This window comes from Actinoplanes philippinensis, assembly GCF_900113015.1.
Lineage (GTDB): Bacteria > Actinomycetota > Actinomycetes > Mycobacteriales > Micromonosporaceae > Actinoplanes > Actinoplanes philippinensis.
This window is the reverse complement of sequence record NZ_FONV01000023.1, coordinates 51972-68417: the sequence shown is the minus strand read 5'-3', so window position 1 is coordinate 68417 and position 16446 is coordinate 51972. Positions and strand designations below refer to the sequence as shown.

The 16446-nt window shown below is 73.0% G+C and carries 16 protein-coding genes; 13 read left to right on the top strand and 3 right to left on the bottom strand.

Going from position 1 to position 16446, the window contains the following annotated elements:
• From rplU to BM290_RS41935, 4 genes are all read left to right on the top strand, one after another.
• Positions 1-315 (top strand): 50S ribosomal protein L21, encoded by a 315-nt coding sequence (gene rplU / locus BM290_RS41950; RefSeq protein ID WP_093621557.1) that lies wholly within the window; start codon positions 1-3, stop codon positions 313-315.
• Positions 316-322: 7 nt separating this feature from the next.
• Positions 323-580 (top strand): 50S ribosomal protein L27, encoded by a 258-nt coding sequence (gene rpmA, locus BM290_RS41945; protein WP_093621556.1) that lies wholly within the window; start codon positions 323-325, stop codon positions 578-580.
• Positions 581-659: 79 nt separating this feature from the next.
• Positions 660-2168 carry a GTPase ObgE gene (obgE, locus tag BM290_RS41940; protein WP_093621555.1) on the top strand — a complete coding sequence of 503 codons (1509 nt, stop codon included), beginning with the start codon at positions 660-662 and terminating at the stop codon, positions 2166-2168.
• A 60-nt stretch (positions 2169-2228) separates the two neighbouring features.
• Positions 2229-2663 (top strand): GNAT family N-acetyltransferase, encoded by a 435-nt coding sequence (locus tag BM290_RS41935; RefSeq protein WP_239144065.1) that lies wholly within the window; start codon positions 2229-2231, stop codon positions 2661-2663.
• Here BM290_RS41935 and trpS read toward each other — a convergent pair.
• The gene (trpS, locus tag BM290_RS41930) at positions 2652-3617 is read right to left on the bottom strand and encodes a tryptophan--tRNA ligase (RefSeq protein WP_093621553.1); all 966 of its coding nucleotides are present in this window, start codon (positions 3615-3617) and stop codon (positions 2652-2654) included. The genes BM290_RS41935 and trpS overlap by 12 nt on opposite strands.
• A 216-nt stretch (positions 3618-3833) precedes the next feature.
• On the opposite strand from trpS, the gene pepN reads away from it, so the two are divergent.
• The 7 genes from pepN (at position 3834) to BM290_RS41895 (ending at position 10904) form a co-directional block, all read left to right on the top strand.
• On the top strand, positions 3834-6329 hold the full coding sequence (pepN, locus tag BM290_RS41925; RefSeq protein ID WP_093621552.1) for an aminopeptidase N: 2496 nt from the start codon (positions 3834-3836) through the stop codon (positions 6327-6329).
• 68 nt (positions 6330-6397) lie between these two features.
• A complete protein-coding gene (locus BM290_RS41920) occupies positions 6398-7900 on the top strand; it encodes a hybrid sensor histidine kinase/response regulator (RefSeq protein WP_093621551.1) in 1503 nt (500 codons plus the stop codon).
• 25 nt (positions 7901-7925) lie between these two features.
• Positions 7926-8531, top strand: a complete 606-nt coding sequence (gene nadD, locus BM290_RS41915; protein ID WP_093621550.1) for a nicotinate-nucleotide adenylyltransferase — start codon at positions 7926-7928, stop codon at positions 8529-8531.
• A 40-nt stretch (positions 8532-8571) separates the two neighbouring features.
• Positions 8572-8967: a ribosome silencing factor gene (rsfS, locus tag BM290_RS41910; protein WP_093621549.1), complete on the top strand. Its 396-nt coding sequence runs from the start codon at positions 8572-8574 to the stop codon at positions 8965-8967.
• Positions 8964-9596 carry a histidine phosphatase family protein gene (locus BM290_RS41905; RefSeq protein WP_093621548.1) on the top strand — a complete coding sequence of 211 codons (633 nt, stop codon included), beginning with the start codon at positions 8964-8966 and terminating at the stop codon, positions 9594-9596. The genes rsfS and BM290_RS41905 overlap by 4 nt, the downstream gene beginning before the upstream one ends.
• A 34-nt stretch (positions 9597-9630) precedes the next feature.
• Positions 9631-10029, top strand: coding sequence for a hypothetical protein (locus BM290_RS41900; RefSeq protein ID WP_093621547.1), 399 nt, complete (start codon positions 9631-9633; stop codon positions 10027-10029).
• Between the two features lie 29 nt (positions 10030-10058).
• Positions 10059-10904 (top strand): DegV family protein, encoded by an 846-nt coding sequence (locus tag BM290_RS41895; RefSeq protein ID WP_093621546.1) that lies wholly within the window; start codon positions 10059-10061, stop codon positions 10902-10904.
• A gap of 335 nt (positions 10905-11239) precedes the next feature.
• Here the strand turns inward: BM290_RS41895 and BM290_RS41890 are convergent, their stop codons facing one another.
• A complete protein-coding gene (locus BM290_RS41890; protein WP_093621545.1) occupies positions 11240-12271 on the bottom strand; it encodes a hypothetical protein in 1032 nt (343 codons plus the stop codon).
• Positions 12272-12297: 26 nt separating this feature from the next.
• Positions 12298-13059: a putative protein N(5)-glutamine methyltransferase gene (locus BM290_RS41885; protein WP_093621544.1), complete on the bottom strand. Its 762-nt coding sequence runs from the start codon at positions 13057-13059 to the stop codon at positions 12298-12300.
• A gap of 199 nt (positions 13060-13258) precedes the next feature.
• Between BM290_RS41885 and BM290_RS41880 the strand changes: the two genes are divergently transcribed.
• Entirely contained in the window at positions 13259-14026 is a 768-nt protein-coding gene (locus BM290_RS41880) for a ComEA family DNA-binding protein (RefSeq protein ID WP_373871143.1), read from the top strand.
• Positions 14026-16368, top strand: coding sequence for a ComEC/Rec2 family competence protein (locus tag BM290_RS41875; RefSeq protein ID WP_093621543.1), 2343 nt, complete (start codon positions 14026-14028; stop codon positions 16366-16368). The genes BM290_RS41880 and BM290_RS41875 overlap by 1 nt, the downstream gene beginning before the upstream one ends.
• Positions 16369-16446 lie beyond the last annotated feature (78 nt).

The following is a 16446-nucleotide window of genomic DNA, read 5'->3' as shown; positions in this document are numbered from 1 at the left end:
ATGTACGCGATCGTCAAGACCGGCGGCAAGCAGTACAAGGTTGCCGAGGGCGACGTGATCGAGGTCGAGAAGCTCGCGGGTCAGCCCGGCGACGCCCTGACCCTCGCCGCGGTCCTCCTCGTCGACGGTGACAACCTGGTGACCGAAGCGGCCAAGCTTGCCAACGTTACGGTGTCCGGCGAGATCGCCGAGCACACCAAGGGTCCGAAGATCCGGATCCACAAGTTCAAGAACAAGACCGGCTACCACAAGCGCCAGGGGCACCGTCAGCCGCTGACCCGCGTCAAGGTGACCGGCATCAAGACCGGGAAGTAGGCGCGCCATGGCTCATAAAAAGGGTGCATCCAGCTCGCGTAACGGCCGTGAGTCCGCTGCCCAGCGACTCGGTGTCAAGCGGTTCGGTGGCCAGCTCGTCAACGCCGGTGAGATCCTGATCCGCCAGCGGGGCACGAAGTTCCACCCCGGCGACCTGGTCGGCCGTGGCGGCGACGACACACTGTTCGCGCTCGCCGCCGGCAACGTCCAGTTCGGCACCGCTCGCGGTCGCAAGACCGTCAGCATCGTGCCGGTCGCGGAGTAGTTTTCCTCTACAGCGGGCCGTGGACCCTCGGGTCCGCGGCCCGCTGTCGTTTTTTCTCGGCAAGCAGTAGGAGCTGGAAGTGACCACGTTCGTCGACCGGGTAGTGCTGCACCTGCAGGCGGGTGACGGCGGCCACGGCTGTGCCTCCGTGCACCGGGAGAAGTTCAAGCCGCTCGGCGGGCCGGACGGCGGCAACGGTGGCCACGGCGGCAGCATCACCCTGGTGGTGGACCCGCAGCAGCACACCCTGCTGGACTTCCACTTCCACCCGCACATCAAGGCCAACAACGGCGGCGGTGGCGCCGGGTCGAACCGGGACGGCGCGACCGGCCGTGACCTGATCCTCAAGGTGCCGGACGGCACGGTCGTGCAGACCGAGGACGGCGAGGTGCTGGCCGACATGGTCGGCGCCGGCACCGAGTTCACCGTGGCCCGCGGCGGCCGTGGTGGCCGGGGCAACGCGTCGCTGGCCAACGCCCGGCGCAAGGTTCCCGGCTTCGCCGAGCTGGGCGAGCCCGGCGACCGGCTGGACGTGGTGCTGGAGCTGAAGAGCGTCGCCGATGTGGGCCTGGTCGGCTTCCCGTCGGCCGGCAAGTCGTCGCTGATCTCGGTGATGTCGGCGGCCAAGCCGAAGATCGCCGACTACCCGTTCACCACGCTGGTGCCCAACCTCGGCGTGGTGCAGGCGGGCGAGGAGACCTACACCATCGCCGACGTGCCCGGCCTGATCCCGGGCGCGGCCACCGGCAAGGGCCTGGGCATGCAGTTCCTGCGGCACATCGAGCGGACCTCGGTGCTGGTGCACGTGCTGGACGCGGCGGCGCCGGAGATCGAGCGTGACCCGCTGGCCGACCTGGACGCGATCGAGGCCGAGCTGGCGGCGTACGGCGGGCTGGAGGACCGGCCCCGGATCGTGGTGCTCAACAAGATCGACATCCCGGACGGCCGCGACCTGGCCGAGATGGTGCGGCCCGACCTGGAGGCCCGTGGCTACCAGGTGTTCGAGGTCAGCGCGATGACCCGGGAGGGCCTGCGCGAGTTCGGCTTCGCCCTGGCCAAGCTGGTCGCCGAGAACCGCGCGGCCAAGCCGGTCGAGGAGGCCACCCGGATCGTGATCCGCCCGCGGGCGGTCGACGACACCGGCTTCACGATCGAGCAGGACGAGGACGGCGTCTTCGTGATCCGCGGCACCCAGGTGGAGCGCTGGATCAAGCAGACCAACTTCGACAACGACGAGGCCGTCGGCTACCTGGCCGACCGTCTGGAGCGGCTCGGCGTCGAGACGGAGCTGGCCAAGAAGGGCGCGCAGGCCGGCGACCCGGTGCGCATCGGCGCGCGGGAGTTCGACTGGCAGCCCAACGCCGGTGAGTACGTCTCCGGCCCCCGCGGCACCGACTCGCGTCTGGAGGAGCTGGACACCCGGCCCTCGGCGGCGCAGCGGCTCGCGGCCCGCAAGGCCCGGCGGGTCCGCAACGAGGACGAGATGGTGCACATGGCGGCCGACGGCACGGTCAGCACCATCTCGAACTCCAAGCTCCCGGTGCTGGTGAGTGACGAGGATGACATCGAGGGCGACACCGACGAATAGGCATCCGGCCAGATCATCGCAACCCGCCGGAAACGGTCGTCACCTAGAGTCACCCCCGTGATGATCGAAATCCGCCCCTCCCTGGATCCGGAACTCGCCGCCTTGATCACCGCTCAGCAGCGGGAACTGGCCGAGTCCGGCATCCCGGCGGGAGACCGGATATTCGCGCCGGGCGATGACGTCGAGTATCTGATCGGTGTCGTGAACGGCCGGGCGGTGGCGTGCGGCGCCTGGCAGGCGGTCGGATCGGGCGCGGCCGAGCTACGGCGGATGTATGTCCGCCCGGCCTTCCGCGGCCGCGGCCTGGCCCGCCAGATGATCGTCGCGATCGAGGAGGAGGCGCTCGCCGCGGGACGGCCCCTGCTCCGGCTGGAGCTGGCGGCGGGGCTGTCCGCGGCGATCGCCCTCTATCAGTCGTCCGGGTACCGGCAGGTCACGTCGATCACACCGGGCCGGGTGCGGTTCGAGAAGCGCCTGGCGGCGTTAGTCCAATAGGCCCAGGGCGGTACGCGTACGGCGTACCGTCTCCTGTGCTCGTGGCCGGACCCGCGCCGCGCCCTCCGCCAAGATCTTCCGAACGTGCCCGGGGTCCTCGGCGAGTTCCGCGTGCCGCGCCCGGATGGGCGCGAGAAGCGCCTCGACCGCCTCGGTGACCTCGCGTTTCAGCGCTCCGTAGGAGTGCGGGTCGGCCGGCTGCCGGCCCGTGCAGGCGGCCAGGACGTCGATCAGGTTGGTGACGCCGGGCTGGTTCTCCGGGTCGCGGCGGACCACCCCGATCTCGTCGGTGACCGCCCGTGCGATGGTCCGGCGCACCACCTCCGGCGGGTCGAGCAGCGCGATCCGTCCGGTTCCGGTGCTCTTGCCCATCTTGGCGGTCGGGTCGGCGAGATCCATCACCCGCGCGGCAGCCTCCGGGCGCACCCCCTCGGGCACCGTGAAGGTCGGCCCGTAACGGCTGTTGAACCTGGTCGCGAGCGTGCGAGCCAGCTCCAGATGCTGGTTCTGGTCCTCACCGACCGGCACCTGGAGCGTGTCGTGCAGCAGGATGTCGGCGGCCATCAGCACCGGATAGGTGAGCAGGCTCAGCCGCACGTGACCGCCGCCGGCCGACTTCTCCTTGAACTGGATCATGCGGGCCGCCTCGCCGAAGCCGGTCACACACTCCAGCAGGTAGTGCAGTTCGGTGTGCTCGGGGACGTGCGACTGCACGACGATCGGGGTGCGTTCCGGGTCGACCCCGGCGGCCAGCATCACCGTCGCCTGTTCGAGCGTGAGAGCGCGTACCCGCTCGGGGTCGTGCTCGATGGTCAACGCGTGCAGGTCCGCGATGAGCGCGATGGAGTCGGTGTGCCCCTGCACCGCGAGCAGCGGGCGCAGAGCGCCCAGCAGATTGCCGAGATGCAGGTGGCCGGTGGGCTTGAAGCCGGTCAGGCGGCGGGTCGTCGTCATGTCGATCTCCTTGGAGGGGGTACGGGAGACCGCCCGCTCCGGGAGACCAGGATCACGAAAAACGGCCGCCCGGTGTGGGCGGCCGCGGAATGATGAACGCGCGTGTGGGTGTGCCGCCCCGTCAGGGCAGCCACCACTCGCTACGAGAGACGCGCATGATCCCAGAGTAGCCCGCCCGTCGCGCGGCCCGCGTCCCCTACCGGCATGATTGTCGTCATGCCGACCCTGACCCGTGCCGAGGCTGTCGAACGAGCATCCCTCGTCGACGTCGAGGAATACCATGTCGACCTGGACCTGACCGGTTCCGGCGACACCTTCCGATCCCTGGTGACGGTGCGCTTCCGCGCCCGGGCCGGCGCCGCGACGTTCCTGGAGTTCGAGCCGGCCGAGGTCGCCTCGATGACGCTGAACGGCGCGCCGGTCGACCCGGCCGCCGCCACCGGCGCGCGGCTCGAGCTGACCGGCCTGGCCGAGGAGAACACACTGGTCGTCGACGCCCTGATGCGGTATTCGAACGACGGCGAGGGCCTGCACCGCTACACCGACCCGGGTGACGGCAACACGTACCTCTACCAGCACCTGTTCATCAACAACGCCGGGCGGGTGCTGCCCAGCTTCGACCAGCCCGACCTGAAGGCGGTCTTCCGGGTGGCCGTGACCGCGCCGGCGGACTGGGTGGTCGCCACCAACGGCGAGCTGGTCTCCCGCGACGGCGGCCGGTGGGAGTTCGCGCCCACGAAGCGGATCTCCACCTACCTGGCCAGCCTGGTCGCCGGGCCGTACCACGTGGTCACCGGCGAGCACGACGGCATCCCGCTGGCGCTCTACGCCCGGGCCGCCCTCGCCGAGCACCTGGACGCGCAGGCGCCGGAGATCTTCGAGATCACCCGCCGGTCGCTGGACCGGTTCCACGAGATGTTCCGGATCCGTTATCCCTTCGGGCACTACCAGCAGGCGTTCGCGCCCGAGTTCAACTTCGGCGCCATGGAGTACCCGGGGATCGTCGTCTTCCGCGACGAGATGATCCCGCGCTCGGCGGTCACCGACGCCGACCGGGAGCGCCGGGCCAACATCATCGCCCACGAGATGGCCCACATGTGGTTCGGCGACCTGGTCACCATGGCCTGGTGGGACGACCTGTGGCTGAACGAGTCGTTCGCCGAGTACCTGGGGTCCCGGGTCACCGCCGAGGCCACCCGCTTCACCGACGCGTGGACCACCTTCGCGATGCAGCGCAAGGCGTGGGGACTGCGCGCCGACCAGCGGCCCTCCACCCATCCGGTCGCCCCGTCCGTGGTCGACGACACCGAGCAGGCGCTTCTCAACTTCGACGGCATCTCGTACGCCAAGGGCGCCGCCGTCCTCAAGCAACTGGTCGCCTGGCTCGGCGACGAGGCGTTCCTGAGCGGGCTGAACGCCCACTTCGAGGCCCACGCGTACGGCAACGCCACCCTGGCCGACCTGCTCGGCGCCCTGTCGGAGTCGAGCGGGCGCGACCTGTCCGGCTGGGCCGAGGTGTGGCTGCGCCGCGCGCAGGTCAACACGCTGCGCGCCGAGATCACCCGGGACGGGGCGAGCTACGCCGAGGTGGCAGTGGTCCAGACCGCCCCGGACGGGCACCCGACCCTGCGGCCGCACCGGATAGGCGTGGGCCTCTACGACAGGTCCGCCGACGGCGCCGTGACCCTGCGGCAACGCCTCGACGTGGAGGTGGACGCGTCCGGGCGTACCGTGCTGTCCGCTCTCGCCGGGGTGCCCGCCGCCGACCTCCTGCTGCTCAACGACGGCGATCTGACGTACGCCAAGGTCCGTCTCGACGACGAGTCGGCCGCCGCCGTGCCGCTGCTGCTGCCCCGCCTCGGCGACTCGCTGGCCCGCGCGGTCGTCTGGGCCGCCACGCTGGACGCCGTGGTCGACGGCGAGCGCCCGGTCGCCGAACTGGTCACCCTGGTTCTCGCCGCGCTGCCGGTGGAGACCGAGGTGGTCGTCGTCGAGGACGTGCTGCGCGCCACCCGCGGGCTGGTCGACCGCTACGCCGGCCCGGAGACCCGCCCGGCCGCCCTGGAGCTGCTCGCCCAGGCCGCCGACCGCCTGCTCGCGGTCACCGGCCCCGGCGACTCCCGGCGGCTCGCCGCCGCCCGCGGCCTGATCGGCGCCACCGTCGACACCGCCCGGCTGCGTGGCTGGCTGGCCGGCGAGGACGTGCCCGACGGCCTGGCCGTCGACGCCGACCTGCGCTGGCTGATCCTCTACCGGCTGTCCGTGCTGGGCGCGGCCGGCGCCGCCGAGATCGACGCCGAGCTGGCCGGGGACCGCAGCGCCGCCGGCGAGCAGTGGGCCGCCGCCTGCCGGGCGGCCCGGCCCGACGCCGAGGCGAAGGAGGCCGCCTGGGCCGCGATCGTCGGCGACGCCGAGTTGTCCAACCGGCTGGCCGAGCGCACCGCGAGCGGATTCTGGCAGCCCGAGCAGCTGGACCTGCTGGAGCCGTACGTGAAGCGCTACTTCGCCGACATGCCGGAGATGATGCGGATCCGGGGCGGCATGAGCGCCGAGCACATCGCCGCGATGGCGTACCCGTCGGTGGCCGTCTCGGAGCGCACCCGGCAGCTGGCGGCCGACCTGCTGGCCACTCCCGGCCTCAACCAGATCCTGTCCCGCGTGGTCCAGGACGCCGACGACGACATGGGCCGGGCACTGATCGCCCGCGGCTGACCTATTCGCTCGACTCCACCCCCGTGCCCGCACGCTCCTCGTAGCCTGTGGGCTACGGGGGTGGATGCGTGGAGTGGTCCGAGGAGCTGTCCAGTGGCCTGCTGCAGGCCGCACCGGACGCCATCCTGGTCCTGGAAAACGGCCGGATCGTGCTGGCCAACGACCGGGCCGGGCAGATGTACGGCTGGCCCGTCGCCGAACTCGTCGGCCGGCCCGTCGACGTCCTGCTGACCGACGACTCCCGGACCCTCCTCCCGGAACGGCAGCGCCTGATCGAGGAGGCCGAGCCCGGCTTGATCGGCCGGATCGTCACCACCGCCCGGCGGCGCGACGGCACCGAGTTCCCCTGCGAGTCGTCCACCACCCTGGTCGACACCGCGAAGGGCCGGGTGGCCGTCGCCGTGGTGCGTGACATCACCGGGCGGGTGCTCGCCGAGGAGGAGAAGGAACGGCTGCGCGCCGAGGCCCAGGCGCACCGCAACCAGCGTCTGGAGAGCCTGGGCCAGCTGGCCGGCGGCATCGCCCACGACTTCAACAACATGCTCGGTGTGATCCTCAACTACGCCGGCTTCGTCATCGAGGAGGCGGAGGCGGACGAACCGGACGTCGCGATGATCGCCTCCGACGCCCGGCAGGTGATCCGGGCCGGGCGGCGTGGCACCGACCTCACCCACCAGCTGCTCGCCTTCGCCCGGCGCGAGGTGGTCCGCCCTCAGCCGGTCGACCTGAACGCGCTGATCGACCGGTCGCTGGAGCTGCTGCGGCGGACCCTCGGCGAGCACATCACCCTGATCTTCCGGCCCGGCCCGGACCTGCCGACCGTCACCTGCGACCCCAACCAGATCGAGCAGATGCTGGTCAACCTGGCCCTGAACGCCCACGACGCGATGCCGTCGGGCGGTCAGCTGGTGATCGACACCGGGCTGCTCGACGCCCGGGTCCGGCTGCGGGTCTGCGACTCCGGCCGAGGCATGCCGATCGAGGTGGCCGAGCGGGCCTTCGAACCCTTCTACACCACCAAGGGCAGCGGCGAGGGGACCGGCCTGGGCCTGGCCACCGTCTACGGCATCGTCACCCAGGCCGGCGGCGAGGTCACCCTGACCAGCGAGGTCGGCCTCGGCACCACGATCACCGTGCTGCTGCCCGCCGGGGCCGCGCCCGCCGAGCCGGAGACCCGCGGCGAGCCGGCCGGGACCGTCGGCGGCGGCGAGACACTGCTGGTCGCCGAGGACGAGGACGCCCTGCGCGACGTGGCCGGCCGGATCCTCACCGGCGCCGGCTACCGGGTGCTGCTGGCCGAGGGCGGCGCCCAGGCCCTGGAGCTGGCCGCCCGGCACGACGGCGAGATCGACCTGCTGGTCAGTGACGTGGTGATGCCCGGGATGCTGGGCAAGGAGCTGGCCGAGCGGCTGGTCGTGGCCCGGCCGGGCACACGTGTCCTCTACATGTCCGGCTACGCCCAGCCGGTCCTCGCCTCCCAGGGCACCCTCGACCCCGGAGTGGCCCTGCTGGAGAAGCCCTTCACCGCGGGAGACCTGCTCACCGCGGTTCGCCGCCGCCTCGACGGCTGATCTTCACGCCGATTATCCTTCTCGGATGTCCGGACGGCGTGTAGGGATCATGGGTGGGACGTTCGACCCCATCCATCATGGTCACCTTGTCGCGGCGAGCGAGGTGCAGGCCCGCTTCGATCTGGACGAGGTGATGTTCGTCCCGACCGGTCAGCCGTATGAGAAGGGCCGCGTCTCACCCGCCGAGGACCGTTACCTGATGACAGTGGTGGCCACCGCGTCGAACCCGAGGTTCCACGTGAGCCGTGCCGACATCGACCGGGACGGCCCCACCTACACCGTCGACACGCTGCGTGACATGCGCGCGGTCTACGGACAGTCGGCGGAGCTCTACTTCATCACCGGCGCGGACGCGCTGGCCCGGATCATGTCGTGGAAGGACGCCATGACCATGCTCGGGCTGGCCCACTTCATCGGCGTGACCCGGCCCGGATTCGAGCTCTCCAACGAGCACCTGCCGGCCGACAGCGTGACCCTCGTCGAGGTCCCGGCCATGGCCATCTCCTCGAGCGACTGCCGTAATCGGGTGGCGACCGGCCTCCCGGTCTGGTACCTGGTACCCGACGGTGTCGTGCAGTACATCAACAAGCGGGGCCTGTATCGGGACTCGGGTATTGCCGGGCCGGTGTGAGACGCTTGATGTCCTGTAACCCGACCGAGGGGACCCTCTTTTGCCCGTCACCGAACGCGCTCTCGAACTAGCCCTGACGGCCGCCCAGGCCGCCGCGGACAAGAAGGCGCACGACATCTCCGTCATCGACGTCGGCGAGCAGCTCTACATCACCGACGCCTTCGTCATCGCCTCGGCGTCCAACGAGCGCCAGGTCATGGCCGTCGTCGACGCCATCGAGGAGGCGCTGCTCAACCTTCCGGAGAAGGCCAAGCCGGAGCGCCGCGAGGGCCACCAGCAGGGCCGCTGGGTGCTCCTCGACTTCGTCGACATCGTGGTGCACGTCCAGCACGACGAGGAGCGCGAGTTCTACGCCCTCGACCGGCTCTGGAAGGACTGCCCGATCATCCCGTTCGTCGACCGCGATCTGGCCGAGGCCGGCGCCGAGGCGCCGTGACGCGCCTCATCGTCTGGCGGCACGGCAACACCGACTGGAACGCGGGCTCACGCGTGCAGGGGCAGACCGACGTGCCGCTCAACGAGCTCGGCCGCCGGCAGGCAGCCGACGCCGCTGAGCTGCTCGTCCGCCTGAGACCGGCCGCGATCGTGGCCAGCGACCTGAGCCGGGCCGCCGACACCGCGGCCGCGCTCGCCGCCCTGACCGGCCTCACCGTCAGCATCGACGAGCGGCTCCGCGAGCGGCACTTCGGCGAGTGGCAGGGCCACACCATGGCCGAGGTCGCCGCCGAGCGGCCCGAGGAGCACGCCCGCTGGACGGCCGGGGAGGACGTCGTCGGCGGCGGTGTCGAGACCCTGGACGACCTGGGCAAGCGGGTCTGCGACGCCCTGCAGGACGCGGCCCGCCTGGCTCCGGCCGGTGGAACCGTCGTCGTCGCCACCCACGGCGCCGCGGCCCGCCAGGGTGTCGGCCACCTGCTCGGCTGGCGGCGCGAGCAGATGCGTACGCTGCGTGCCCTGCAGAACTGTCACTGGGTGGAGCTGACCCACGACGAGGCCAGGGGCTGGCAGATGGCGGCGTACAACGTCGGTGTCCAAGCCGGGCGCCCGGTCCCGCCGCCGGTGTAGGGAACCCGGATATGTCCGGTAACGTCGGAACATCATGCTGATCCGTAGAACCGTCGTCCCCGCCGCGCTGTTTCTGGCGCTCTCCGCCGGCTGCGCGAACAACACCGGTACCAACACCCCCATCGACGCCGGCGGCCCGATCCCCGAGTCCGCCGTCGCGTCCCCCGTCGCCCCGGCGGTCTCCTCCGGACCGGTCTCCGCCGGCCCCGGGGAGACCACCCTCACCGGCACCGTCACCGCCGGAGTCGAGCCGAATTGTCTGCTGCTGAAGGACGGCTCCGGCGACCACCTGCTGATCACCAAGGACGCCGGCCTGAAGGCGGCGCTCCAGCCCGGAGCCGAGGTCACCGTGGTCGGCAGGTCCGAGCCGGAGCTGATGACCACGTGCATGCAGGGCAAACCGTTCGTGGTCTCCTCGGTGGCCGGCAGCTGACGTCCCTCTGAATCAAGTACCTTGCCTGCATGACCATCGCGGTCGTCACCGACTCCACCGCGTACCTGCCGGCCGAGCTGAACGGCACGTATGAGCTGACCATCGTGCCGCTCACCGTCGTGATCAACGGCTGGGCCGGCCTGGAGGGCCTCGAGGTCGCGCCGGCCGAGGTGGCCCGGGCGCTCACCGCGCGCCGGGCCGCCGTCAGCACCTCCCGGCCGGCGCCGTCGCAGTTCGCCGGCGAGTATCGGCGCCTGCTCGACGCGGGCGCCGACGGCGTCGTCTCGGTGCACCTGTCGGCCAAGCTGTCCGGCACCTACGAGGCCGCCCAGCTCGCCGCCGCCGAGGTCGGCCCCCGCGTCCGGGTCGTCGACAGCGGGACCGCCGCGATGGGGCTCGGCTTCCCCGCGCTCGCCGCCGCGGCGGCCGCCCGCCGGGGTGGCGACCTGGAGACGGTCACCGCCGCCGCCACCGACCACGCGGCCCGGGTGACCACCCTCTTCTACGTCGACACCCTCGAGTTCCTGCGCCGCGGCGGCCGGATCGGCGCGGCCGAGGCGCTGCTCGGGACGGCGCTGTCGGTCAAACCGATCCTGCACGTGGACAACGGCGCGGTCGTCGTCCGCGACAAGGTCCGCACGGCCGGGCGGGCCCTCACCCGGCTCGTCGACCTCGCCGTCGCGGCGGCCGGGGACGGCGAGGCCGACGTCGCGGTCCACCACCTGGGCACGCCGGACCGGGCGTCGGCGCTGGTCGACGATCTGAGCGCGCGGCTCGGCGATCGCTTGCGCGATTGCTACCTCACCGAGGTGGGCGCGGTGGTGGCGGCGCACACCGGTCCGGGTCTGGCGGGAGTCGTCGTCCACAAACGCTGATCGCGGTACGCACCCCCGCCGTCCCGGCCCCGACCGGTCCTCATCGCGGTGAACCACCCACTCGTAGCGGGCTCGCAGAGCTGCCCCATCCCGCTCGAGACGGCCCGGCTGATCGTGGGGGCTGCTTTCGGTGTGGGGTGGCAGCTCTGGAGGCAGCGGGCTGGGGATCTGGGGGTGGTTGTCCGGGGTGAGGGTGGGCGGCGCATCAGCCCGGCGGGCGCGCTGTCGGTCGGGAGCGGGCAGCCACCTCGCGGTGTGGCCGGGGGACTTTGGTGGCCGTACCACATCGGTATTGAGGGGGAGGGGATCGCGGCGGCCGCGGCAGGCGCATGGGGTCAGGGTGGCCAGGAGGTGGCCAGCCAGCGCGGTGGTGTGTGGGTGGTGGGGGTCAGGTGCGGGGCGAGCGTGTGCCAGGGGAGGGTACGGTCGCCGACCTGGACCTCGTCGGCCTCCGGGAGGAGCGTCGGGGTGTCCTCCGGCCAGACGGCGCGGGTGCGCCAGCCCTCGGACGCGTCGCCGAGCAGGTGCAACGCGGCGGACGGGAGGGACCGATCGGGGGGCTGCCGGTGGTATTCGTGCATGGCCAGCAGGCGTTCGGCGCGGCGGACGGTCTGGTGCAGCGGGTGGGCCGGCGGGGCCGTGTAGGGGATCGTGCAGCCGTTGTCGTCGCTGCGGTACGCCATCGGGCTCAGCGGGTGCGGTGACGTCACGAAGATCGTCTCCGCCTCGGCGAACAGAGCCGTCAGCAGGGGGCTGTCGTCGGCGGTGACCAGCAGGGTTCCGCGTTCCGGGGCGAACGCCACCGGGGCGCCGCCGACCTGGCCGGCGAGCCTGTCCAGCCAGCCCTGCAACAGCAGATGTGACGTCCAGTACGCGTTGCCGTCGTCGACGAACCGCACCACCACCGGGCCGTCGGCCACGCCGTGCAGGACCGCGCCGGTCAGGTTGGCGCGGGCGGTCGCGAAGATCTCGTCGCCCGGCGTCTTCCAGGCGGTGGCCTGCGCCGCTGTCACGTAGGTCATCGTGTCCGGCTGGTCGACCACCACGAACTCGGACAGGAACGGCAGAACCGGACGGCGCAGCGGCGCTCCGGGCGCGGCGCCGCGCAGCACCGGCCGCAGCAGCGGTGCGGCGTCCGCCCAGGCCGGCGGCACCCGCAGCAGCCCGGCCACCAGGTCGTCCAGGGCTTTCCGGCGGCCCAGCAGGGGCGCCAGCGGCAGGATGGTGGGCTCGTCGTCACCCGGCGCGGTGAACCTGACCTCGAACGGCCCGGAGTGGTAGCGGGCGTCCCGGACACCGGTGCGGCGCAGACGGCGGAGCACACGCCCGGCAAGCCGGGCGCGGGCGATCCTACGCAGCAGGCCCACGGGGTCCTCGGGGATTCTCTTCGGCGTTATCGGGGCCGGCGCGCCAGGATCGCGCGGGCGTCGAGATCATCGTCGGTGGCGACGGTGGGCGTCAATCCGTTCCCCGCGGCGATCGCCGACGCGACCGGGGTCTGTGCCTCGGTGATCTCGGAGATCAGCAGACCGCCCGGGGCCAGCCAGTCGCGGGCGCCCGCGGCGACCGCCCGGAACACGGCCAGGCCGTCGTCACCGCCGTCCAGCGCGGCACGGGGCTCGTGGTCGCGTGCCTCGGCGGGCAGGAACGGCAGGTGGCCGGTCGCCACGTAGGGCACGTTGGCCAGGAGCAGGTCGATCCGGCCGCGCAGCGACTCCGGGAGGGCGTGGAACAGGTCGCCCTCGTACACGTTCGCGCCCAGGTTGTCCCGGGCGCAGGCGACCGCTGCCGGGTCGACGTCGGCGGCGTGCAGGACGATGCCCGGGACGCGGCGCCGCACCGCCAGGCCCAGCGCGCCCGAGCCGCAGCACAGGTCCACCACCACGGCTTCCTGGCCGATCCCGGCGGCGCCCAGGCGGACCAGCAGCTCACTGCGGACCCGGGGGACGAACACTCCCGGGCGCAGGCGGACGCGTACCCCGGCGAAGTCGGCGTAACCGACGACCTGCTCCAGCGGCTCGCCCGCGGCCCGGCGCTCGACCATCGCGGCCAGGGGCGGGCCGGCCGCCGCGGCCTCGATCAGCACGTCCGCCTCGTCCTCGGCGAACACGCAGCCCGCCGCCCGTAACCGGGAGATCGCCTGCTCTCGTGTCACACGCCGTCCCTCCCGGGTTGTCCACAACGCTGGTTCGTCCACAGGGCCGCGAGCACGAAGGCGGGGGAGTTCCTACGGTCGGGCCGTGCGAGAGGCGAAGGATAGCGGTGACGTCGTGGGAGCGCGGCTCCGGGCGGTGCTCGACGGGGGTCCGGTCCGCCGTGCGGTGCCCGCGGAGGGGCCGCTGGACTGGGCGGACATCGTTCCCGCGTGGTCGGATGAGGAGGACGATGTCTCCCCTTTAGGGGACGGCGCCCCCTCCGGTCGGGGCGGCGGCGGTTCGCGGGCGTCTTCGGTGCGGCCGCCGGAGGCCGGGCTCAGCGGGGACGGGGCGTTCGCGGACGGGCGGCGGCAGTGGCTGCACGCCTTCGATCCGGGGCGGCCGGGGGTCCGGGCGATGGCCGCGGTGGCGGTCGTGGTCGTGCTGGTGGCCGGGTTCCTCGCCTGGAAGTCCCGGCCAAAGGTCGACGAGGTCGTGACCCCGGCCGCGCCGGTGTCCACGACCGGCGTGGTCACCGGCCGGGTCCCGGCCTCCGCGGCGGGTGACCTCGTCGTCGCGGTCGGCGGCAAGGTGCGCAAACCAGGGCTGGTGCGGCTCGCCTCGGGGGCTCGCGTGGCCGACGCGCTGGACGCGGCCGGGGGAGCGGAGCCCGGCGTGGACGTGGCGATGCTCAACCTCGCCCGGAAGGTCGTCGACGGCGAGCTGATCATGGTGGGGGTCACGCCGCCGCCCGGAGCGATCGCCGGGCCGGCCACCCCCGGCGCGACAGCGGGCGGGCTGATCAACCTCAACACGGCGACTCTCGGGCAGCTGGACTCGCTGCCGGGGGTGGGGCCGGTGCTCGCCCAGCGGATCCTCGACGCGCGGGACGCGCAGGGCGGCTTCCGGGCCGTCACCGATCTGCGCAAGGTCGACGGGATCGGGGAGTCGCGGTACGAGCAGCTGAAAGACCTGGTGACGGTCTGATGGCCGGGGCGCCCGATCTGCGGCTGGCGGGATTCACGGTGGGGCTCTGGCTGGCGGCTCTCGGCGCTCTCCATCTGTCGGCCGGGTGGGGTCTCGCGGTCGGTCTCGGGGGACTGGCGGTCGCCGGGGTCCTCGGCGGGCTCCTGCGGGCCGGGCCCGTCGGCCCGTGGTGGGGTGAGGCGGCGCTGTGGATCGGGGTGGCCGTGGCGCTGGGGGCCGGGTGCGGGGCGGTGGCCACGGCGGCCCGGATCTCGGTGCGGGAGGCTCCCGCGCTGGCGGCGCTGGTCGGTGCGGACGCGGCCGTACGGGTGGAGGTGGTGGTCCGGGACGATCCGCGGCCACTGGCGAAGTCGTCCGGGCCGCCCACCTATCTGGTCGCGGTTGACCTGGAGTCGGTGACACCCGAGGACGCCGCCACGATCCGTCTGTCGGCACGGGCGCTCGTGCTCGGCGCTGATCCGGCCTGGCGGGGGCTGCTCCCGGGCCAGCGGGTGGCGACCACCGGACGGCTCCTGCCGCCACGACCGGGTGACCTGCGGGCCGCCGTCGTGTCGGCGCGGACACCACCCCGGCTGCTCGGGGAGCCGTCCTGGGCGCAGCAGGGTGCGGGCGTGCTGCGCACCGGTCTGCAACGGGCCTGCGATCCGCTCCCGGACGACTCCGGCGGCCTGCTCCCCGGCCTGGTCGTGGGCGACACCAGCCGTCTCGACCCGGCGCTGGACGAGGACTTCCGCACCACCGGGCTCACGCATCTGACCGCGGTGTCGGGCACCAACGTCGCGATCGTCCTGGGGGTGGTGCTCTTCGTGGTGCGGCGTGCCCGGGCCGGGCCGCTGGTCTGCGCGGTGCTGTGCGCGGTGGCGCTGGCCGGGTTCATCATCCTGGCCCGCCCGTCGCCGAGCGTGATCCGGGCCGGGGCGATGGGCGCCATCGGGCTGCTTGGGCTGGCCACCGGGCGCAGCCGGGCGGCGGTTCCGGCGCTGGCGGCGGGTGCGGCGGCGCTGCTGGTCGCCGATCCGGAGCTCGCCGCCGACGCCGGGTTCGCGCTGTCGGTGATGGCCACGGCCGGTCTGCTGCTGATCGCCCCGGTCTGGCGGGACGGGCTGCGCCGCCGCGGCTGCCCGGCCGGGGTGGCCGAGGCGCTCGCCGTGCCGGCCGCCGCCCACGTCGCCTGCGGGCCGGTGGTCGCGGCCATCTCCGGGACGGTCAGCCTGGTCGCGGTCCCGGCCAACCTGGTCGCGGTCCCGGCGATCGCCCCGGCCACGCTGTGCGGCGTCGCGGCGGCCGTGCTGTCGCCGTTCTGGCCGGCGGGCGCCGAGTTCGCGGCGTGGGCCGGGCACTGGCCCACCGAGTGGCTGGTGCTGGTCGCGCACACCGGGGCGCGGGTGCCGGCCGGCGCGCTGCCCTGGCCGGGCGGCGCCTTCGGCGGGGTGCTGCTCGCGGTGCTGACCGTCGCCTTCCTGGTCGCCGCGCGGCGGGTCGTCGTGCGCCGCCTGGCCACCGTGGTCGCCCTCGGCGCGATCCTCGGGGCCCTGCCGGTCCGGCTGCTCGCGCCCGGCTGGCCGCCGCCGGACTGGCTCGTGGTGGCGTGCGCCGTCGGTCAGGGCGACGCCGTGGTGCTCGCCGCCGGTCCGGGGCGGGCCGTGGTCGTCGACGCCGGGCCCGAGCCGGACGCGGTGGACCGGTGCCTGCGGCGTCTCGGCGTCGAGCAGGTCGCCGTGCTGGTGGTCAGCCACTTCCACGCCGACCACGTCGGCGGCGTCGCCGGAGTCTTCCGCGGGCGGGAGGTGGCCGCCGTCATCGGGCCGGACTGGCCGGAGCCGGCGAGCGGGCGCTCCGCGGTGGAGGACGCCGCAGCCGCCGCCGGGACTGTCGTGCAGCCGGTCGGGCCGGGCTGGTCCCATCCGGTCGGCGGCCTGAGCCTCGAGGTGCTCGGGCCGATCACCCCGATGCGAGGCACCAACTCCGACCCCAACAACAACTCACTGATCGTACGGGCCGTCACCGGGGGCCGGTCGGTGCTGCTGCTCGGCGACGCGGAGACCGAGGAGCAGGAGGACCTGGTGAGCGTGCTCGGCGCGCCGGCGCTGCGGGCGGACGTGCTGAAGGTGGCCCACCACGGGAGCGCGCTGCAGGCGACGTCACTGCTGGATGCGGCACGGCCGGCGGTGGCGCTGGTGTCGGTCGGGCGGGACAACGACTACGGGCACCCGAACGCGATGCTGCTGCGGCGGATCGCCGGGAACGGGGCACGGGTCCTGCGCACCGACGAGTCGGGGGACGTGGCCGTCATGGTGGTCGACGGGGGGCTCGCGGTCGCGGCGCGCGGGGCGGAATCGTGACACGCCCGGGTGAGGCATGAGGGTTGGCGAATCTTATGCCTATCGCCCTCAATTAGATGCGAAACGCGCAAATCGGAT